The 20911-nt window shown below is 71.2% G+C and carries 16 protein-coding genes; 12 read left to right on the plus strand and 4 right to left on the minus strand.

Annotation, left to right across the window (positions count from 1 at the left end; genetic code table 11):
* Nucleotides 1–35 precede the first annotated feature (35 nt).
* The 4 genes from OG510_RS28675 to OG510_RS28690 form a co-directional block, all read right to left on the minus strand.
* On the minus strand, nt 36–2450 hold the full coding sequence (locus OG510_RS28675) for a DUF3488 and DUF4129 domain-containing transglutaminase family protein (RefSeq protein ID WP_406140622.1): 2415 nt from the start codon (nt 2448–2450) through the stop codon (nt 36–38).
* Nucleotides 2447–4021, minus strand: coding sequence for a DUF58 domain-containing protein (locus OG510_RS28680; protein WP_406140624.1), 1575 nt, complete (start codon nt 4019–4021; stop codon nt 2447–2449). Before OG510_RS28680 ends, OG510_RS28675 begins: the two co-directional genes overlap by 4 nt.
* Nucleotides 4021–5016: an AAA family ATPase gene (locus tag OG510_RS28685; RefSeq protein ID WP_406140626.1), complete on the minus strand. Its 996-nt coding sequence runs from the start codon at nt 5014–5016 to the stop codon at nt 4021–4023. Before OG510_RS28685 ends, OG510_RS28680 begins: the two co-directional genes overlap by 1 nt.
* A gap of 265 nt (nt 5017–5281) precedes the next feature.
* The gene (locus OG510_RS28690; RefSeq protein ID WP_406140627.1) at nt 5282–5863 is read right to left on the minus strand and encodes a beta-class carbonic anhydrase; all 582 of its coding nucleotides are present in this window, start codon (nt 5861–5863) and stop codon (nt 5282–5284) included.
* Nucleotides 5864–6286: 423 nt separating this feature from the next.
* Between OG510_RS28690 and rsmH the strand changes: the two genes are divergently transcribed.
* The 12 genes from rsmH (at nt 6287) to pgeF (ending at nt 20908) form a co-directional block, all read left to right on the plus strand.
* Nucleotides 6287–7243 (plus strand): 16S rRNA (cytosine(1402)-N(4))-methyltransferase RsmH, encoded by a 957-nt coding sequence (gene rsmH, locus OG510_RS28695; RefSeq protein ID WP_406140629.1) that lies wholly within the window; start codon nt 6287–6289, stop codon nt 7241–7243.
* Nucleotides 7240–7755 carry a septum formation initiator family protein gene (locus tag OG510_RS28700; protein ID WP_406140631.1) on the plus strand — a complete coding sequence of 172 codons (516 nt, stop codon included), beginning with the start codon at nt 7240–7242 and terminating at the stop codon, nt 7753–7755. Before rsmH ends, OG510_RS28700 begins: the two co-directional genes overlap by 4 nt.
* Before the next feature lie 4 nt (nt 7756–7759).
* A complete protein-coding gene (locus OG510_RS28705) occupies nt 7760–9730 on the plus strand; it encodes a peptidoglycan D,D-transpeptidase FtsI family protein (RefSeq protein WP_406140633.1) in 1971 nt (656 codons plus the stop codon).
* 14 nt (nt 9731–9744) lie between these two features.
* Nucleotides 9745–11418: a UDP-N-acetylmuramoyl-L-alanyl-D-glutamate--2,6-diaminopimelate ligase gene (locus OG510_RS28710; RefSeq protein ID WP_164264959.1), complete on the plus strand. Its 1674-nt coding sequence runs from the start codon at nt 9745–9747 to the stop codon at nt 11416–11418.
* A gap of 4 nt (nt 11419–11422) precedes the next feature.
* Nucleotides 11423–12844, plus strand: coding sequence for a UDP-N-acetylmuramoyl-tripeptide--D-alanyl-D-alanine ligase (murF, locus tag OG510_RS28715; protein WP_406140634.1), 1422 nt, complete (start codon nt 11423–11425; stop codon nt 12842–12844).
* The gene (gene mraY / locus OG510_RS28720) at nt 12841–13911 is read left to right on the plus strand and encodes a phospho-N-acetylmuramoyl-pentapeptide-transferase (protein WP_266857918.1); all 1071 of its coding nucleotides are present in this window, start codon (nt 12841–12843) and stop codon (nt 13909–13911) included. Before murF ends, mraY begins: the two co-directional genes overlap by 4 nt.
* Before the next feature lie 32 nt (nt 13912–13943).
* Entirely contained in the window at nt 13944–15317 is a 1374-nt protein-coding gene (murD, locus tag OG510_RS28725; protein ID WP_406142601.1) for a UDP-N-acetylmuramoyl-L-alanine--D-glutamate ligase, read from the plus strand.
* Between the two features lie 93 nt (nt 15318–15410).
* Nucleotides 15411–16739 carry a putative lipid II flippase FtsW gene (gene ftsW / locus OG510_RS28730; RefSeq protein WP_406140636.1) on the plus strand — a complete coding sequence of 443 codons (1329 nt, stop codon included), beginning with the start codon at nt 15411–15413 and terminating at the stop codon, nt 16737–16739.
* Nucleotides 16740–16745: 6 nt separating this feature from the next.
* Nucleotides 16746–17840: an undecaprenyldiphospho-muramoylpentapeptide beta-N-acetylglucosaminyltransferase gene (gene murG, locus OG510_RS28735; RefSeq protein ID WP_406140637.1), complete on the plus strand. Its 1095-nt coding sequence runs from the start codon at nt 16746–16748 to the stop codon at nt 17838–17840.
* A 17-nt stretch (nt 17841–17857) separates the two neighbouring features.
* Entirely contained in the window at nt 17858–18664 is an 807-nt protein-coding gene (locus OG510_RS28740; RefSeq protein WP_406140639.1) for a cell division protein FtsQ/DivIB, read from the plus strand.
* Nucleotides 18665–18938: 274 nt separating this feature from the next.
* Nucleotides 18939–20147 (plus strand): cell division protein FtsZ, encoded by a 1209-nt coding sequence (gene ftsZ / locus OG510_RS28745; protein WP_406140640.1) that lies wholly within the window; start codon nt 18939–18941, stop codon nt 20145–20147.
* Between the two features lie 32 nt (nt 20148–20179).
* Nucleotides 20180–20908, plus strand: a complete 729-nt coding sequence (gene pgeF / locus OG510_RS28750) for a peptidoglycan editing factor PgeF (protein WP_406140641.1) — start codon at nt 20180–20182, stop codon at nt 20906–20908.
* Nucleotides 20909–20911 lie beyond the last annotated feature (3 nt).

The raw sequence follows: 20911 nt of genomic DNA on the forward strand, positions 1-20911 counted from the left end.
AGCCTGAGGGGCGGCCGCCCGAACGCGGCCGCCCCTCAGCCGCGCTGCCGGGAGGGCCGGAGGTTTGTCACCCACCGGTCGAGCCCCGCGCGGCGACGGCGCCAGCGGTTCGCCGCCCGCTCCCGGCGGCGGGACACCTCCCACACCACCCGTACGGACGAGCGGGGCGCCAGGACCGCACGGGCCCGTGCCACCCGGCCCGCGCCGGCCCGCAGCGCGGCCCTGATCAGCAGGACGTCATCGGTGAGACCGCCCGGCTCACCGGCGCTGGGCGCGTACAGCACCCGCTCCACCGCATGGGCGGCCCGGTGCACCGCGTCGGCCGCCGGGCCGGTCAGCTCACCGGTCCGCACGATCCGCTCGGCGCACTTGCGCGGGGTCAGCGAATCGTCGGGCTGGATCCCGAAGTCCCAGGCCGAGTCGGTGATCTCCCGCCAGGCCGACAGCGTCCGGTCCGCGGCGTCCGCGGGCGTCCGCCCGCCGGACCCCAGCCGCCGGGCCCGCGCCCTGGTACGCCAGAACATCGGCAGCAGAAGCAGCAGCAGGACCACGATCAGCACCGCCACCCCCACGCCCAGCGCCGTGCCGTGACCGGTTCCCCGGTCGACCGGCGGTACGCCGCCGCCCTGCGCCGGAGCCCCGCACCCGCTGACCTTGTGCAGCTGGGGCGGGCAGCTGGCCGTCGCGGACGGGGTCGCCGCGGGGCCGGCCGATGACGTGGAGTCCGGCTGCGCCGGAGTGGCGGGACCGTCGGACGAGTGGTCCGCCTGGGTGTACGAGGGCACGGAGCCACGGGTGGGCGTCGGCTCGAAGCGGGTCCAGCCGACGCCCTCGAAGTACAGCTCGGGCCAGGCATGGGCGTCACGCAGCCCGACCGACATGGTGCCGTCCGGCTGCGCGGTGCCCGGAGTGAAGCCCACCGCCACCCGGGCCGGAATGTGCAGGGTCCTGGCCATCGCCGCCATGGTGAAGGCGAAATGGACGCAGAAGCCCTGTTTCTCCTTCAGGAACCGCGCGATCGCGTCGATGCCGGTGCCCGACTGCACCTGGGTGTCGTAGGTGAAGCCGCCCTCGGACGCGAACCAGTCCTGCAGTTCGACCGCCCGCTGGTAGTCGTTCGCAGCGCCCTTCGTCACCTGCTCCGCCGTGGACTTCACGACGCCGGGCAGCGAACCCGGCACCTCCGTGTACTCCCGCAGCAGCGCGTCGGGCGGCGGCGGGGCCGAGGCCAGCTGCGCCGCCGTCGGCCGGACGGCCAGGCTGTCCACGCCGTACTGCACACCGCGGGTGGTCTGCCCCCGGTCGCCGACGAGTGTCCGCCCGGCCGGTTCGAAGCGCCAGCGGCCCTTGATGTCGACCTTCGTCGCCGGATAGGGGAGCGGCAGCCAGTTCTGCGCGTACCAGCCGGCCGCGGAGATGTTGGTCCTCACCTCGGTGGTGGCCACGTCCGGGCCGAGCCCGTCCGGCGTCGGCAGTTTCTTCGGAACGTCCTGGATGCGGCGCTCCGACGACTTCCACGCGGTGCCGTCGAACCGGTCGAGCGAGACGATCCGCAGATACATCCCGTCGGTGTCGACCGCGTTGGTGCGGTAGCGCATCACCTCGCGGTCGTCGGACTGGGTGAGGCTGTTCTGCAGTGAGACCAGCGGATTGACCGCGGAGATGGTCCCCCCGCCGCCCCCGGGCCCGGCGCCCCGGCCCGCGCCGCCGAGCAGCCCGGTGTCCATCGCGGGCAGCGCGGCCGGGACCACCAGGGCGAATCCCAGCGCGACCGCCCCGATACGCCGCCCCGCGCGGACCGGCGCCGAAGGGCTGCCCGCACCGCGCGCGGAACCATCAGTTCCGCGGCCGTGCGGCGAGCCGAAGACCCTTCCCCACTGGGAGAGCCGCTCCCTGCTCTCGGCCAGCAGAAGCAGCAGATAGCCGGATGCGGCGAGCACGAACCAGAGCCAGGCCGCGCTGCTCTGCGCGATACCGGCCGCCACCGAGTACAGCGCGAGCAGCGGCAGTCCGGCCGGCGCCGCACTGCGGAACGTCACCGCCAGCGTGTCCACCAGCAGCCCGATCAGCAGCACTCCACCGAACAGCATCAGCCGGATGTTCGCGGTCGTCGGCGCCGGTATCGAGTACTGCCCTATGTCATCGGCGCCCGCCCGCAGCATGGCCCCGAAATGCTCCACGGCCTCCGGGCCGGGCACGATACCGCCGAGCGCCTGGCCGCGGGCGAAGACCAGCGTGAGCAACAGCAGCGCCGTCACCGCCTGCGCCGCCACCGTCAGCGGCCGCGCCAGCGGAACCCGCCGGGCCAGGGCGCCCACCACGCTCTGGACCGCCAGCAGCAGTGCGGCCTGAATGATCCAGGTGACCGGCTGGACCAGCGGCAGCAGCGCGCAGGCGGCCAGCATCGTGGCCGCGTAGGCGCACAGCGCCAGTCTCGTCCGGCCGCTCATACCCGTCCCCCCGCGCCGGTCCCTGTCCCACTGCCGGGCCGCGCTGCGCCGGGCTGCGCTGCGCCGGGCCCAGCTGTGCCGGACCCCGCTGTGCCGGGCCGTGCCGTGCCGGACCCCGCTGTGCCGGGCCGCGCCGTGCCGGATCCCGCCGTGCCGGTACCAGCCGTGCCGGTACGGCTACCGCCCCCCGCTGTGCCGGATCCCGCCCCGGCGCCGTTGTCCGTCGCCGCCGTGCCGCCGTGCCACGACGACGCCGAGCCCGTACTGCTGTGCTGCTGCCCCGCCTGCCGCCACAGCTCGGCGAGCGAAGCGCCCGGCCCGACCTCGAGCACGGTCCAGCCCGCGTCCCGCAGCCGCCGCAGCGCCCCGCCCCCGTGTCCGGCCGGGGCCCCGCCGTACACCCAGGCTTCGCTGTCCAGTACGAAGGCGACGGCCGCCCCGCTGCGCTGCCGCATCGGGGCCGCCACCGCCGCCTGTTCCTCGTCCAGATCGCCGAAGAAAGCCACCAGCAGCCCTTCGTTCCCGCCGCGCAGCACGTCGTACGAGCGGGAGAGGCCCGCCCCGTCGGAGTGCCCGACGACGGCGAGCGTGTCCATCATCAGCCCCGCCGAGTCGGCGGACTGCTGGGTGGCCCCGGCGAATCCGCCCGCCCCCTCGGCCGGCACCGAACTGCCGGTGTCCGTCAGCAGCCGTACCGAGAAGCCCCGTTCCAGTACGTGCACCAGTGCCGACGCCGCCCCCGACACGGCCCACTCGAAGGCCGAGTCGGGCCCCGCGCCCTGGTAGGCGGTCCTGCGGGTGTCGAGCAGTACCGTGCAGCGGGCCCGCTGCGGCTGCTCCTCGCGGCGCACCATCAGTTCGCCGTAGCGGGCGGTGGAGCGCCAGTGCACCCGGCGCAGATCGTCCCCGTACCGGTAGCCCCGCGGGATCACGTCGTCCTCACCGGCCAGCGCGAGCGACCGCTGTCTGCCGTCCCCGTACCCGGCCGCCTCACCGGACAGCCGGACCGGTGGCAGCGGCTCGGTCCTGGGAATCACCGTCAGAGTGTCCTCGGGGCTGAACGACCTGGTCAGCTCGCACATCCCGAACGGGTCGGTCAGCCGCAGCTGGAGCGGCCCCAGCGGATAGCGGCCCCGCAGATCGGAGCGGACCCGGTACGACACCTCGCGCCGCCCGCCGGACTCCACCCGGTCCAGGACGAAACGGGGCCGCGGCCCCAGCACGTACGGCACCCGGTCCTGGAGCATCAGCAGGCCCGTGGGCAGCCGCGAGACATTGTCCATCCGCAGATGGACGCGGGCCTCGGACCCGGCCGTCACCCGGGCGGGCGAGAGCCGTCTGCTCGCCACGACGCGGTACCGCGTACGGAAGAGCAGGCCCGCGCAGATCAGCGGCAGCACCGCGAGGAGCAGCCCCACCCGCAGCAGGTCGCTCTGGCCCAGGACATACGCGCAGACCGCGGCCGCGACGCCGGCCGCGATGAACGAGCGGCCGCGTGTGGTCAGCCCCGACAGGGCGGTCCGCAGCCCGCCCCCGTCCTCGTCGGCGGCCTGAGCACCCCCGGCGGCCATCACAGCCGCCGGGCGCCGGGCTGCCGGTTGTTGTACGCGGGAACGGGCGTCTGCTGGAGGATCTCCAGGACCACCTGCTCCGCGGTGTGGCGGTTCAGCTGGGCCTGGGCCGTGGGCAGCAGCCGGTGCGCGAGCACCGCCACGGCCAGCGCCTGGACGTCGTCGGGCAGCGCGTACTCCCGGCCGCTCAGCGCGGCCGACGCCTTGGCCGCCCGTAGCAGATGCAAGGTGGCGCGCGGCGAAGCGCCGAGTCTGAGGTCCGGATGGCTGCGGGTCGCCGTCACCAGCTGCACCGCGTAACGCCGCACGGCGTCGGCGACATGCACCGTGCGCACCGCGTCGATGAGCTTGAGGATCTCGTGGGCGTGTGCCACCGGCTGGAGGTCGTCGAGCGGTGAGACGCCGCCGTGCACATCGAGCATCTGGAGCTCGGCCTCGGGGCTGGGATAGCCGATGGAGACCCGCGCCATGAACCGGTCGCGCTGCGCCTCGGGGAGCGGGTAGGTGCCCTCCATCTCCACCGGGTTCTGGGTGGCCACCACCATGAAGGGGCCGGGCAGCTCGTACGTCTTCCCGTCGACGGTGACCTGGCGCTCCTCCATCGATTCGAGCAGCGCCGACTGGGTCTTCGGGGAGGCACGGTTGATCTCGTCGCCGATCACGATCTGCGCGAAGATCGCCCCGGGCTTGAACTCGAAGTCGCGCCGCTGCTGGTCGAAGATCGAGACACCGGTGATGTCCGACGGCAGCAGGTCGGGCGTGAACTGGATGCGCCGCACCGAGCAGTCGATGGAGCGGGCCAGCGCCTTGGCCAGCATGGTCTTGCCCACGCCCGGCACATCCTCGATGAGGAGGTGCCCCTCGGCGAGCAGTACGGTCAGCGCGAGCCGTACGACCTCGGGCTTGCCCTCGATCACACCCTCGACCGACCCGCGGACGCGCTCCGCAGTGGTCGTCAGATCTGTGAGGCTCGCTCGATCGTCATAGGTCGTCACCCGGCCCTCCTCGGCCCTACTCCCGCGCTCCTGAGAAGCAGGGGATACCCCATTCACGGGCCGGCGCGCTCGTATACGGCCCGGCCCGACCCCGAACAGCTGACGCCCCCTCCGGAGGGATCCGGACGAGGTGCCGCCCCAGCATTGTCGTTGCCGTTACCGCTTCGTGTCACTCGCCTGTGGACAAGTGGGCGTGACATGTCGCGGGTTGCCGTATTTTCGTCCTGCTCCGGAGGTCCGGAGGCACGGACGGCAACCCGGGGATTCACTCCTGAGCGCTCTCCCCGGCCGGGTCGATCTCCCGCAGGAGACCCGCCCGTACGTCGAAGACGAAACCCCGCACATCGTCGGTGTGCAGCAGGAACGGCGAGGTCCGTACGCGCTGCATCGACTGGCGTACGTCCTGGTCGACGTCGCGGAAGGACTCCACCGCCCACGGCGGACGCTGCCCGACCTCTTCCTCCAGCTCGACCCGGAAGTCCTCGGTGAGGCTCTCCAGACCGCAGGTGGTGTGGTGGATCAGGACCACGCTCCTGGTGCCCAGGGCGCGCTGGCTGATGGTCAGGGACCGGATGACGTCGTCGGTGACCACACCGCCCGCGTTGCGGATCGTGTGGCAGTCGCCGAGTTCGAGCCCGAGGGCGTCGTGCAGGTCGAGCCGGGCGTCCATGCACGCGACCACAGCCACGTGGAGTACCGGGCGGGCGTCCATGCCGGGGTCCTGGAACGCCCCGGCGTACTGCCGGTTGGCCTCGACGAGCCGGTCGGTCACCGTTCCGCCGGGGGGCACGGTGAGGTCGGGGCGGGGCGCGGTGGGCTCCGCGGGAGAGTGCGCAGCAGTCGACATGCGTATGACGGTAGCGGCCGTTGATCGCGCGGTCCTGCCAAGGGGTCGGAAATGGCGCGTCAACACGGGCGCCTGTGACCTAATCCACAGCGGTGGTGGCCGTACTCCGTCCGGATGAAAAGCGGAGCCCGCGGCGCGCTGGGCGGTTGATTGACCGGGGGGACGAGTGGACTAAAGTGGCGCGAAGTGGGAGGCGTGAGCGTCGTCACGTGCTGCACGGGCGCACTCCTCACCGTCACTCACCGCAGACACACCTGCTTGACGGACACATCCCGCACACCCGCGCATGCGCGGCGTACGTACGGCTCGGCCCTCTCCCGCTCGCCGGCCGGCCGACGCCCTTCCCGGCGCCGGCGGACCGTCCCCTTCCGAGCGGGCGGGGACCCGGCAGTACGTCCGACCGCGCCTTACCTGAGAGGGCGCATGAGCCAGTCCCGACATGTCCCGGTGATGCTCCAGCGATGCCTGGATCTGTTGGCCCCGGCCCTTGCGCAGCCCGGTGCGGTCGTCGTCGACTGCACCCTCGGCCTCGGCGGCCACAGCGAGGCGCTGCTCTCGACCTTCCCGGCGGCCCGGCTGATCGCGCTCGACCGGGACAAGGAGGCCCTGCGGCTCTCGGGCGAGCGGCTCGCGTCCTTCGGTGACCGGGCCACCCTGGTCCACGCGGTCTACGACGAACTGCCCGATGTCCTGGACCGACTGGAGGTCCCGCGCGTGCAGGGCGTCCTCTTCGACCTCGGCGTCTCGTCGATGCAGCTGGACGAGGCGGACCGCGGTTTCGCGTACGCCCAGGACGCCCCGCTCGACATGCGGATGGACCAGACGACCGGGATGAGCGCGGCCGAGGTGCTCAACACCTACCCGCCGGGCGAACTGGTCCGGATCCTGCGGGCGTACGGCGAGGAGAAGCAGGCCAAGCGCATCGTCTCCGCCGTCGTACGGGAGCGGGAGAAGGAACCCTTCACCAACAGCGCCCGGCTGGTCGAGCTGATCCGCGACTCACTGCCGCAGGCCGCCAAGCGCACCGGCGGCAACCCCGCCAAGCGCACCTTCCAGGCGCTGCGCATCGAGGTCAACGGCGAACTCGCCGTGCTGGAGCGGGCCGTTCCGGCCGCGGTGAAGTCCCTCGCGGTGGGCGGGCGCATCGCCGTCCTCTCGTACCACTCGCTGGAGGACCGGCTGGTCAAGCAGGTCTTCGCGGCGGGCGCAGCCAACACGGCGCCGGCCGGTCTGCCCGTGGTGCCCGAGCGCTACCAGCCGCGGCTCAAGCTCCTCACCCGCGGTGCGGAACTCCCTGCGGAGGAGGAGGTCGCGGACAACCGGCGCGCGGCACCCGCCCGGCTGCGGGGTGCGCAGCGCATCCGCGAGGAGGCTCTGTGAGCAAGCCGCCCCGACAGCTGAAGGGCCGGGCCGCGCGCCTCGCCGCGCTGCTGCCCGCCGGGCCGGGCCGGGCGGCCCGGATGCCCTTCGTGCTGCTGGTCGTCGTCCTGCTCGGCGGCGGGCTGATCACGCTCCTGCTGCTCAACTCGGCGCTGAACGAAGGTTCCTTCAAGCTCAGCAAGGACCAGAAGCAGATCACCGAGCTGACCGACGAGGAACAGGCGCTCCAGCGGGACGTGGACGGCCGCTCGGCGCCCGGGGCGCTGGAGAAGCGGGCCCGCGAGCTCGGCATGGTGCCGGGCGGCGGCCCGGCCTTCCTCTCCCCGGACGGCAAGGTCCTGGGCAAGGCCGCCGAGTCCACCGCGCTCCCCGCGCCCCCGCCGTCCCCGGCCGCGCCCAAGCCGTCCGCCACCCCTTCGGCACCGGACGCGACCCCTTCGGGCAGCGCCCCCGCCGTGCCATCCGCGTCGGCGGGCACGACAGCAGCGCCGACCCCGACATCCGGCAGGTGACGCAGTGCCGTCCAAGGAACCCCCGCGCCGTCGTGTACCGGGCCCCGCACGCCCGGCACGGCCTGCCGCCCGTGGCGCCGCCGCCCGTGGCGCGCGCCCGGCGCAGCGCCGTCCGCGCCCCGCGCGGCAGAACGCCCGCAAGCTGCGGCTCGGCAGCCCGCGCCCCCGGCTGCGGCTCGTCACCCTCGCACTGACCCTCGTGATGGCGGTCTTCGTCGTACGGCTGCTCCAGGTGCAGGCCATCGACGCCTCCGCGTACACGGCCAAGGCGGACAAGAACCGCTATCTGAGCCACACCCTGACCGCCGAGCGCGGGGAGATCACCGACCGCAGCGGTGTGGCCCTGGCCTCCAGCGTCGACGCGTACGACATCACGGCCGACCCGACGATGTTCAGCCGCGCCCAGAGCCACGCCACCGACGCCCCGGAGCAGGCGGGCGCGCTGCTCGCGCCGATCCTCGACGAGGACGCGGAGGCGATCGCGCGCAAGCTCAGGACGCCCGACACCCGCTATGTGCTGCTGGCGAGCCGGCAGACCCCGCAGGTCTGGAACCAGATCAAGGACCTGCAGAGCGTCTTCGCGCAGAAGGCGGCCGCCGACAAGGCCAAGGGCGGCAAGGGCGCCGATGTGATCGCCGGGATCTTCCAGGAGCCGAGCACCAGGCGTGTGTACCCGAACGGTGATCTCGCCGCCGGGGTGCTCGGCTGGGTCAACTCGGCAGGACAGGGTGCGGGCGGCCTGGAATCGTCGCTGAACAAGGAGCTCGCCGGCAAGAACGGCAAGATCACGTACGCCCAGTCGGGCGGCCGCACGGTGCCCACCGCGGGTGCCAGCGAGAAGCCGGCCGTACCGGGCTCGGACGTCGAACTGACCCTGGACCGCGACATCCAGTGGGCCGCGCAGAGCGCGATCGCCGCGCAGGTGAAGGAGTCCAAGGCCGACCGCGGCTATGTGGTGGTGCAGGACACCAGGAGCGGTCAGGTGCTCGCCATGGCCAACGCGCCCGGCTTCGACCCCAACGACCTGACCCACGCCAACCCCGACGCGCTCGGCAACGCCGCGGTCCAGGACGCCTACGAGCCCGGCTCCGTCAGCAAGATCATGTCCATGGCCGCCATCATCCAGCAGGGGGTGGCCACACCGACCACCCACGTCACCGTCCCCAACCGGCTGCACCGCGGGGACCGGCTCTTCAAGGACGACGTCGACCACGACACCTGGTCGCTGACGCTCAACGGCGTCCTGGCCAAGTCCAGCAACATCGGCACCATCGAGGCCGCGGGCCAGCTCGGCAGGACACAGCCCGAGGCCAACAAGGTCCTCTACTCCTACCTGCACAAGTTCGGCATCGGCAGCCCCACCGGCGTCGGCTTCCCCGGCGAGACCTCGGGGATCCTGGCCAAGCCGCAGGACTGGTCGACGTCCCAGCAGTACACGATCCCGTTCGGCCAGGGGCTCTCGCTCAACGCCCTGCAGGCGGCATCCGTGTACTCGACGATCGCCAACGGCGGTGTACGGGTGCAGCCCTCGCTGATCAGCGGTACCAAGGGACCGGACGGGCGGTTCACCCCGTCGCCCGCCCCGAAGAGGACCAGGGTCGTCAGCGAGCAGACCGCGAAGACGGTCTCCCGGATGCTGGAGTCGGTCGTGAGCGATGTGGAAGGCACAGGCGTCTCCGCCCGTATCCCCGGCTACCGGGTCGCGGGCAAGACCGGGACAGCCAACCGGGTGGACCCGAAGACCGGCCGCTACAGCGGCTACACCGCCTCCTTCGCCGGCTTCGCCCCCGCCGACAAACCCCGTATCACCGTGTACTGCGCCATCCAGAACCCGACCAGCGGCAGCCACTTCGGCGGCTCCACCTGTGGCCCTGTCTACAAAAAGGTCATGGAGTTCGCCCTGAAGACCCTCCAGACCCCGCCGACCGGCAAGAAGGCCGACCCCATCCCGGTCACCTTCGGCCCTCACCAGTGACTCAGGAACCATCAGTGACGACCATCACCCCGGGACCGGGGAACCGGAACACCCCCGCACCCTCACTTCGCGGGGAGCCCGGTGCGCCCGGTACGCTCACCGCCGTGCCACACGCTGATCAGTACCAAATCGCCCAGAAAGACCCTTCTGTGACCTATCCGGGAGCACCCCGTCCGGCCGAGGTCCGACCGACCCCTCTGGGGGATCTGGCAGGACGACTGGGCATCGCGTCACCTGGCGCCGCTGAGGTCACCGGCATCACCCACGACTCACGGGCGGTCCGCCCCGGAGACCTGTACGCCGCGCTCCCCGGCGCCCGGCTGCACGGCGCCGACTTCGTCGAGCAGGCGGCCGGCCTGGGAGCCACCGCGGTGCTCACGGACCCCAAGGGCACCGAACGGGCCGAGGCCACCGGTCTCCCCGTGCTGACCGTCCCCGACCCGCGCGCCGTGATGGGCGAGCTGGCCACGGAGATCTACGGCCACCCCGGCCGCGACCTCCTCCAGATCGGCATCACCGGCACATCGGGCAAGACCACCACCGCCTATCTCGTCGAGGGCGGCATCCGGGCGGCCGGGCACCTCAGCGGCCTCATCGGCACGGTCGAGATGCGCATCGGCGACGAGCGCATCAAGTCCGAGCGCACCACGCCCGAAGCCACCGACCTCCAGGCGCTGTTCGCGGTCATGCGCGAGCGCGGCGTCGACACGGTCGCCATGGAGGTCTCCAGCCACGCACTGGTGCTGGGCCGGGTCGACGGCTGCGTCTTCGACGTCGCGGTCTTCAACAACCTCAGCCCGGAGCACATGGAGTTCCACTCCGGGATGGAGGACTACTTCCAGGCCAAGGCGCAGCTGTTCACCCCGCGGCTCAGCAAGGTCGGCGTGGTCAACTACGACGACGAGTACGGCCGCCGGCTCGTCGACGAGGCGACCGTCCCCATCACCACCTTCTCCGCCGAGGGGCACCCGGACGCCGACTGGCGTGCCGAGGACGTCGAAGTGGCCCTGTTCACCAGCACCTTCACCGCCGTAGGCCCGCAGGGGCAGCGCATCGCCGCCACATCCCCGCTGGCCGGCCCCTTCAACGTGGCCAACACCCTCGCCGCGATCGTCACCCTCGCCGTCGCGGGCACCGACCCGCAGACCGCGGCCGACGGCATCGCGGCCGTCCCCGGGGTGCCGGGCAGGCTGGAGCGGGTGGACGCCGGGCAGCCGTATCTCGCCGTCGTCGACTACGCGCACAAGACGGACGCCGTCGAGTCGGTGCTGCGCGCCCTGCGCAAGGTCACCGAAGGCCGGCTGCACATCGTGCTCGGCTGCGGCGGCGACCGCGACCAGACCAAACGCGGCCCGATGGGCGCTGCGGCCGCCCGCCTCGCCGACACCGCCGTACTGACCTCCGACAACCCGCGCGGCGAGGACCCCCTCGCGATCCTCGCCGCGATGATCGCGGGCGCCGCCGAGGTGCCGGTGCACGAGCGCGGCGACGTCCTGATCGACTCGGACCGTGCGGCGGCCATCGCGGCGGCCGTGGCCCGCGCCCGGCCCGGGGACACCGTGCTGATCGCGGGCAAGGGCCACGAGCAGGGCCAGGACATCGCCGGAGTGGTACGCCCCTTCGACGACCGCCAGGTCCTCCGCGCAGCAATCGAGCGCGCAGCAATCGAGAACAACAGTCAGGGATGACCAAGTGATCGCCCTTTCCCTCGCCGAGATCGCCGACATCATCGGCGGGCAGCCGCACGACATACCGGATCCGTCCGTCCTGGTCACCGGTTCCGTCGTCAGCGACTCCCGCGCGGTGCGGCCCGGCAGTCTCTTCGTCGCGTTCGCCGGTGAGCGCGTCGACGGCCACGACTACGCGCGGAGCTCCGTCGAAGCGGGGGCGGTGGCCGTGCTGGCCACCCGTCCCGTCGGCGTGCCCGCCCTCGTGGTGCCCGACGTGACCGCCGCGCTGGGGACGCTCGCGCGTACCGTCGTGGAGCGCCTCGGCACCGAAGTCGTCGCTCTCACCGGTTCCGCCGGGAAGACATCGACCAAGGACCTGATCGCCCAGCTCCTGGAGCGCAAGGGCCCGACGGTCTACCCGGAAGGCAACCTCAACAACGAGATCGGCCTGCCGCTCACCGCGCTGCGGGCCGACGAGAACACCCGTTACCTGGTCCTCGAAATGGGTGCGCGCTACATCGGCGACATCCGCTACCTCACCGGCCTGGTGCCGCCGAAGACCGGTCTCGTCCTCAACGTCGGGACCGCGCACATCGGGGAGTTCGGCGGGCGTGCGCAGATCGCGCAGGCCAAGGGCGAGATGGTCGAGTCGCTTCCGGAGCACGGCGTCGCCGTGCTCAACGCCGACGACCCGCTCGTACGCGCCATGTCCTCCCGCACCAAGGCACGCCTCCTGCTCTTCGGAGAGGCGGATGAAGCGGACGTACGTGGCGAGAACGTCCGCCTGACCGACACCGGACAGGCCGCCTTTACGCTGCACACACCCACCGGGTGCGGCGATGTGACCTTGCGCCTGTACGGTGAGCACCACGTGTCGAACGCGCTCGCCGCGGCCGCCGTCGCACATGAGTTGGGCATGTCCGCAGACGAGATCGCAACGGCGCTCTCCGAGGCTGGCTCGCTCTCCCGCTGGCGCATGGAGGTCACCGAGCGTCCGGACGGTGTGACCGTTGTCAACGACGCCTACAACGCGAACCCCGAATCCATGCGAGCCGCGCTGCGTGCGCTGGCGGCCATGGGCAAAGCCGCACAGGCCAGGGGGGGACGTACGTGGGCAGTGCTCGGCCAGATGGCCGAGCTCGGTGACGAGTCACTCGCCGAGCACGACGCGGTCGGACGGCTGGCCGTCCGGCTCAACGTGAGCAAGCTCGTGGCAGTCGGGGGCAGGGAAGCGTCCTGGCTGCAACTGGGCGCCTATAACGAGGGTTCGTGGGGTGAGGAGTCGGTGCACGTGTCCGACGCGCAGGCGGCCGTCGACCTGTTGCGCAGTCAACTGCGTGAGGGAGACGTCGTGCTGGTGAAGGCGTCCAGGTCGGTGGGGTTGGAGCAGGTGGCGAGCGCCCTGCTCGACGGTGGTACCGAGGGCGAGGTCGCCGCCCGATGAAGCAGATTCTCTTCTCGGGGGTCATCGGACTCTTCCTGACCCTGGTCGGCACACCGCTGCTGATCAAGCTGCTCGCCCGCAAGGGGTACGGGCAGTTCATCCGGGACGACGGACCGCGCGGCCACCACGGCAAGCGCGGTACCCCGACCATGGGTGGTATCGCCTTCATCCTGGCCACGATCATCGCCTACCTCGCCACCAAGCTGATCACCGGCGACCCGATGACGTTCTCGGGTGTGCTGGTGCTCTTCCTGATGGCGGGGATGGGCCTGGTCGGGTTCCTCGACGACTACATCAAGATCGTCAAGCAGCGCTCGCTGGGGCTGCGGGCCAAGGCCAAGATGGCCGGGCAGCTGATCGTCGGCATCGCCTTCGCCGTCCTCGCCCTGATGTTCAAGGACTCGCGCGGCTACACACCGGCCTCCACCAAGCTCTCCTTCGTCTCGGACTTCGGCTGGTCGATCGGCCCGGTGCTCTTCGTCGTCTGGGCGCTGTTCATGATCCTCGCCATGTCGAACGGGGTGAACCTCACCGACGGCCTCGACGGCCTCGCCACCGGCGCGTCCGTGATGGTCTTCGGCGCGTACACCTTCATCGGCGTCTGGCAGTTCCAGGAGTCCTGCGCCAACGCGGCGACCCTGACCAACCCCAGCGCCTGTTTCGAGGTCAGAGACCCACTCGACCTGGCAGTCGTCGCATCGGCCCTGATGGGCGCCTGCTTCGGCTTCCTGTGGTGGAACACGTCGCCCGCCAAGATCTTCATGGGTGACACCGGGTCGCTGGCGCTGGGCGGCGCACTCGCCGGGCTCGCCATCTGCTCCCGCACCGAGTTCCTGATGGCCATCCTCGGCGGCCTCTTCGTCCTGATCACCATGTCCGTCGTGATCCAGGTCGGCTCGTTCAAGATGACCGGCAAGCGCGTCTTCAAGATGGCGCCGCTCCAGCACCACTTCGAACTCAAGGGGTGGTCCGAAGTCCTTGTCGTGGTCCGCTTCTGGATCATCCAGGGCATGTGCGTGATCGTCGGCCTCGGGCTCTTCTACGCGGGCTGGGCGGCCGCGAAGTGAACTGGCAGGGCAAGCGCGTCACCGTCGCGGGCATGGGCGTATCCGGGCTACCGGCGGCGCGCGCCCTGCACGGCCTCGGAGCCGAGGTCACCGTCGTCAACGAGGGCGCCGACGAACGCGCCCGGGCCCAGGCCGGTGAACTCACCGCGCTGGGTATCACGGTGCGCCTCGGCGACGGGGCCACCCTGCCGGACGGCACCGAACTCATCGTCACCGCGCCGGGCTGGCGGCCCGACAAGCCGCTCTTCCTGGCGGCGGCCGAAGCGAGGGTGCCGGTCTGGGGCGACGTCGAACTCGCCTGGCGGCTGCGGCGTCCGGGCGCCGCGCCCTGGCTCGCGGTCACCGGCACCAACGGCAAGACCACGACCGTACGGATGCTCGCCTCGATCCTGCGCGCCGCCGGGCTGCGCACCGAGGCCGTCGGCAACATCGGCGTCTCCCTCCTGGACGCCGTACTCGGTGACGAGGAGTACGACGTCCTTGCCGTGGAGCTCTCCAGCTACCAGCTGCACTGGGCGCCCAGCCTGCGCGTCCACTCGGCCGCCGTGCTCAACCTGGCCCCCGACCACCTCGACTGGCACGGCTCGATGGCGGCGTACGCGGCCGACAAGGGCCGGGTCTACGAGGGCAACACCGTCGCCTGCGTCTACAACGCCGCCGACCCGGCCACCGAGGAACTGGTCCGCGCGGCCGACGTGGAGGAGGGCTGCCGTGCCATCGGCTTCACCCTCGGCGCCCCCGGGCCCTCGCAGCTCGGTGTGGTCGACGGGATCCTGGTCGACCGGGCCTTCGTCGCCGACCGGCAGAAGCAGGCACAGGAGCTGGCCGAGACCGCCGACGTCACCCCGCCGGCGCCGCACAACATCGCCAACGCCCTCGCCGCGGCCGCGCTGGCACGCGCGTACGGCGTGGCCCCGGCCGCCGTACGCGACGGACTCCGCGCCTTCCGGCCCGATCCGCACCGTATCGAGAAGGTGGCCGACGTCGCCGGTGTCGCGTACATCGACGACTCCAAGGCCACCAACACCCATGCCACCGAAGCCTCCCTGGCCGCCTACGACCCGATCGTCTGGATCGCGGGCGGTCTCGCCAAGGGAGCGAGCTTCGACGACCTGGTCGGCGGGGCGGCGAAGCGGCTGCGGGGCGTCGTACTGATCGGCGCCGAGCGGGCGCTCATCGCCGAAGCCCTGGCGCGACACGCCCCGGAGGTACCGGTGGTCGACCTCGACCGGACCGACACTGGGGCCATGTCGGCGGCGGTCAGGGAGGCGGCACGGCTCGCCCGGCCGGGGGACACGGTTCTGCTGGCTCCGGCCTGTGCCTCCATGGACATGTTCGTCAACTACAACAAGCGCGGTGAGGCATTCGCCGACGCCGTACGCGAGTTGGCCGCCGAGATCGGCTAGGGCCGCGGCACCGGGAACATGTCTCCCGGCCGCCCGCCGTACGGCCCCGCGCCGGGACCCGGCGGAGGCCGGGCACGAGTGGAGGGGACAGGCATGCCGGTCAAGGACAGAGGCGGGCGTGGCGGTACGGGGACGGCGCGCCGCCCGTCCGCGGCCCGGCGCGGCTCCGTACCGCGCGGCGCGGGCACCGGCCAGCTGCGCCGCAGCTACGAACAGGCACGGAGCGCCCTGGACCGCCCTCTGACGGCCTACTACCTGCTGGTGGGGTCCGCCCTCCTGATCACGGTGCTCGGACTGGTGATGGTCTACTCCGCCTCGATGATCAAGGCGCTGGAGATCTCCGAGCCCGGCTCGTTCTTCTTCCGTAAACAGCTCTTCGCGGCGGTACTCGGCGGCGGTCTCGCGTTCATCGCGACCCGGATGCCGGTGAAGCTGCACCGGGCCTTCGCCTACCCGCTGCTCGCGGGCACCGTCTTCCTGATGGTGCTCGTCCAGGTGCCGGGGATAGGGCGTTCGGTCAACGGCAACCAGAACTGGATCTCGCTGGGCGGCCCCTTCATGCTGCAGCCCAGCGAGTTCGGCAAGCTCGCGCTGATCCTCTGGGGCGCCGACCTGCTCGCCCGCAAGCAGGAGAAGAAGCTGCTCACGCAGTGGAAGCACATGCTCGTGCCGCTCGTCCCGGTCGCTTTCATGCTGCTCGGACTGATCATGCTCGGCGGCGACATGGGCACCGCGATCATTCTCACAGCGATCCTCTTCGGGCTGCTGTGGCTGGCGGGGGCGCCCACCCGGATGTTCGCGATGGTGCTCGGCATCGCGGCGTTCATGACGTTCCTGCTGATCAAGACCAGCCCGAACCGGATGGGCAGGCTCGCCTGCATCGGCGCGACCGACCCGGGTCCGAAGGACCAGTGCTGGCAGGCGGTGCACGGAATCTACGCACTGGCGTCCGGCGGCTGGTTCGGATCCGGACTGGGTGCGAGTGTGGAGAAATGGGGCCAACTCCCCGAGCCCCACACGGACTTCATCTTCGCGGTCACCGGGGAGGAACTGGGCCTTGCGGGGACTCTGTCGGTACTCGGCCTCTTCGCGGCTCTAGGCTATGCGGGTATCCGCGTGGCCGGACGCACGGAGGACCCCTTCGTGAGGTACGCAGCGGGAGGTGTGACCACCTGGATCACGGTCCAGTCCGTGATCAACATCGGTGCGGTGCTCGGTCTGCTGCCGATCGCCGGTGTCCCGCTCCCGCTGTTCTCCTACGGGGGCTCCGCCCTGCTGCCGACCATGTTCGCCGTCGGGCTGCTGATCGCCTTTGCGCGGTCGGACCCCGCAGCGAGAACGGCTCTGGCCTTGCGGAGGCCCGGGGTGAGATGGAAGTCGATGAGACGGCGCGTCAAGAAGCGTCCGTCCGGAGAGCGGTGAATTTCGGTGCATGTCGTACTCGCCGGCGGGGGGACCGCCGGCCACATCGAGCCGGCGCTCGCCCTTGCGGATGCCCTGCGCAGGCAGGACCCGGCCGTGGGCATCACGGCCCTCGGCACGGAGCGTGGGCTCGAAACCCGTCTCGTGCCCGAACGGGGCTACGAGTTGGGGCTGATCCCCGCCGTACCGCTGCCCCGCAGGCCCACCCCTGAGCTGATCACCGTCCCGGGACGGCTGCGCGGCACGATCAAGGCCGCCGAGCAGATCCTGGAGCGGACCCAGGCGGACTGTGTCGTCGGCTTCGGCGGCTATGTGGCGCTGCCCGGCTATCTCGCGGCCAAGCGGCTCGGGGTGCCGATCATCGTCCACGAGGCGAACGCCAGACCGGGGCTCGCCAACAAGATCGGCTCCCGGTACGCGGCCGCCGTGGCCGTCTCCACCCCGGACAGCAAGCTCCGCGGCGCCCGCTACATCGGCATCCCGCTGCGCCGCACCATCGCCGTACTCGACCGCGCCAGGGTCCGCCCCGAGGCGCGCGCCGCCTTCGGCCTCGACCCCAACCTGCCGACGCTGCTGGTCTCCGGCGGCTCGCAGGGGGCCCGCCGCCTCAACGAGGTGGTCCAGCAGGTCGCCCCGGTGCTCCAGCGCTCCGGGATCCAGATCCTGCACGTGGTCGGCCCGAAGAACGAACTGCCGCGTGTCGACAACATGCCCGGAATGCCGCCCTACCTCCCGGTACCGTACGTGGACCGGATGGACCTCGCGTACGCCGCGGCCGACATGATGCTCTGCCGCGCGGGCGCGATGACCGTGGCCGAACTCTCCGCCGTCGGGCTGCCCGCCGCCTATGTGCCGTTGCCGATCGGGAACGGCGAACAGCGGCTCAACGCCCAGCCGGTGGTCAACGCGGGCGGTGGCCTGCTGGTGGACGACGCACAGCTGACCCCCGAGTGGGTGCAGGGCAACGTCCTGCCGGTCCTCGCCGATCCGCACCGGCTGTTCGAGATGTCCCGCGCCGCCGCCGAGTTCGGCCGCCGGGACGCCGACGACCTGCTCGTCGGCATGGTGTACGAGGCGATCGCGGCGCGCCACCAGGCGTGACGCCCGAAGGAGCGAGCGTGGCCGGACCGACGACCGCACAGCGCGGTGAACGCAATCCAGCGGCGGAGTCCGGCCGCGGCCGCTCCCAGGGGCAGCGGAAGCCCCCCGGCCGTCTGCGGCCTCGCACCAGAAGGCTGGTGATCCTGGTGCTCGCCGTCCTGCTGCTTCTGGCGGGCGGCGGTATCTGGGCACTCTATGGTTCTTCCTGGCTGCGAGTGACGCAAATCCGGACCACGGGTATCCAGGTTCTGACCCGGGACCAGGTGGAGTCGGCCGCGGCTGTTCCGATCGGCGATCCACTGATTTCCGTCGATACGGATGCGATGGAGAACCGGCTGCGGAAGAAATTGCCCCGAATCGACTCGGTGGTTGTCACCCGTTCATGGCCGCACGGCATCAGTCTGAAAGTGACCGAGCGAAAGCCGGTACTGCTCATGAAGTCGGGCGGTAAGTTCACAGAAGTGGACGCCAAGGGCGTGCGTTTCGCCACAGTGGAAAGCGCTCCCCGGAGAGTGCCGGTACTCGAATTGACTGCCGGTCAGTCACCGAGCCTGCGCCGATTCGGCGCGGACCGGCTGCGGGTCGAAGCGGTACGGGTGGCGCGGGAACTTCCGTCCGCGGTCGCCCGTGACACCCTTTTCGTCCGGGTCAGTTCATACGACTCCATCTCGCTCGAGCTGACCGGGCACCGCACAGTCGCCTGGGGGAGCGGCGAGTTCGGCACGGCGAAGGCCCGCGCGCTCATCGCGCTGATGAAAGCCGCCCCGAAGGCGGCGCACTTCGATGTGAGCGCCCCCACCGCCCCTGCGGTGTCAGGGAGTTGACGGGCATCGTCGCTGGCCAGCACCCTGGTTGGTCAGCGCAACGGCTGATCACATAGGGTGAAAAGAAAAACGGGAGGTTCGGCGTGTTCATTGAACGTGCGCCGCTTGTCGACTTAGTGTCCTGTTCGGAGAGTCCAAGGAGCAGACACACTGGTAACCCTCAACTTCACAGTTAGGGTTCGGGTCGGCGTTCGGACCGTCCCATCGGCATCCGTCGTCGCGAAGCGTCAAGCACGCAGCGGCGACACGTAACTCGAGGCGAGAGGCCTTCGACGTGGCAGCACCGCAGAACTACCTCGCAGTCATCAAGGTCATCGGTGTCGGCGGCGGTGGTGTCAATGCCATCAACCGAATGATCGAGGTCGGCCTCAAGGGCGTCGAGTTCATCGCGATCAACACCGACGCACAGGCCCTGTTGATGAGCGACGCCGACGTCAAGCTCGACGTCGGCCGTGAACTGACCCGCGGCCTCGGCGCCGGGGCCAACCCGGCAGTCGGCCGCAAGGCGGCAGAGGACCACCGTGAGGAGATCGAGGAGGTCCTCAAGGGGGCCGACATGGTCTTCGTCACCGCAGGAGAAGGCGGTGGCACCGGCACCGGCGGCGCACCCGTCGTCGCCAACATCGCCCGTTCGCTGGGCGCACTCACCATCGGCGTGGTCACCCGTCCCTTCACCTTCGAGGGCCGGCGTCGCGCCAATCAGGCGGAGGACGGCATCGCCGAACTCCGCGAAGAGGTCGACACCCTCATCGTCATCCCCAACGACCGCCTGCTGTCCATCTCGGACCGCCAGGTCAGCGTCCTGGACGCGTTCAAGTCCGCGGACCAGGTGCTGTTGTCGGGTGTCCAGGGCATCACCGACCTGATCACCACACCGGGTCTGATCAACCTCGACTTCGCGGACGTCAAGTCCGTGATGTCCGAGGCCGGATCGGCGCTCATGGGGATCGGCTCGGCCCGCGGCGACGACCGTGCGGTGGCCGCGGCCGAGATGGCGATCTCCTCGCCACTGCTCGAAGCGTCCATCGACGGCGCACGGGGAGTGCTGCTATCGATCTCCGGCGGTTCGGACCTCGGTCTCTTCGAGATCAACGAGGCCGCACAGCTGGTCAGCGAGGCCGCGCACCCCGAGGCCAACATCATCTTCGGCGCCGTCATCGACGACGCCCTCGGTGACGAGGTACGGGTGACGGTCATCGCGGCGGGCTTCGACGGCGGACAGCCGCCGACCCGCCGGGAGAGCGCCATCGGCACCGGTTCCGCCAAGCGCGAGGAGCCCGTTCCGGTGACGGCCACCGAGACGTCCCGTTCGTTCGGCGGTCTCGGCGCGGTCACCCAGCGCGAGGAGACTCCGGTTCCGGCCGAGACGGAGCGTGCGAACGAGGCCCCGGCGGCGCCGGTCGCCCCGCCGCAGGTCCCGCCGGCCCGCCCGTACCAGGACAGCCAGGCCGAAGAGCTGGACGTACCGGACTTCTTGAAGTGATGCGGCGTCCCATAACCGCGTGCGACACCGGCATGTCTACGAACGGCGCGCACTTCGCTTTCACCGACAGGTGGGGCGGGGTGAGCGCCGTTCCGTACGATCAGCTCAATCTCGGCGGAGCGGTCGGTGACGACCCGGCCGCCGTCGTGACGAACCGTGAACTCGCCGCGCGCTCACTGGGCATCGACCCGGCGCGGGTCGTCTGGATGAACCAGGTGCACGGGCGCGAGGTCGCCGTGGTCGAAGGCCCCTGGGCGGAGACTCTCGGCGAGGGGACGGAAATCCCCGCCGCCGACGCCGTCGTGACCGCCGGCCGGGGGGTGCCGCTCGCGGTGCTCACCGCCGACTGCGTCCCCGTACTGCTCGCCGACCCGGTCGCGGGCGTGGTGGCCGCCGCCCACGCGGGCCGTCCCGGACTGGTCGCCGGGGTCGTCCCGGCCGCGGTCGGTGCGATGGTCTCGCTCGGCGCCGACCTCGCCCGGATCACGGCCCGTACAGGACCCGCCGTCTGCGGCCGCTGCTACGAAGTGCCCGCCGACATGCGGGCCGAGGTCGCGCGGACCGTTCCGGAAGCCTGGTCGGAGACGAGCTGGTCCACTCCCGCGGTGGATGTCACCGCGGGAGTGCTCGCCCAGCTGTCGGCGCTCGGCGTCGTGGACCGGCAGCACTCGCCGGTCTGCACCCTGGAATCGGCCGACCACTTCTCCTACCGTCGCGACCGCACCACTGGGCGGCTCGCCGGATATGTCTGGCTGGACTGATAC

Source organism: Streptomyces sp. NBC_01089 (assembly GCF_045162975.1).
Taxonomy (GTDB): Bacteria; Actinomycetota; Actinomycetes; order Streptomycetales; family Streptomycetaceae; genus Streptomyces.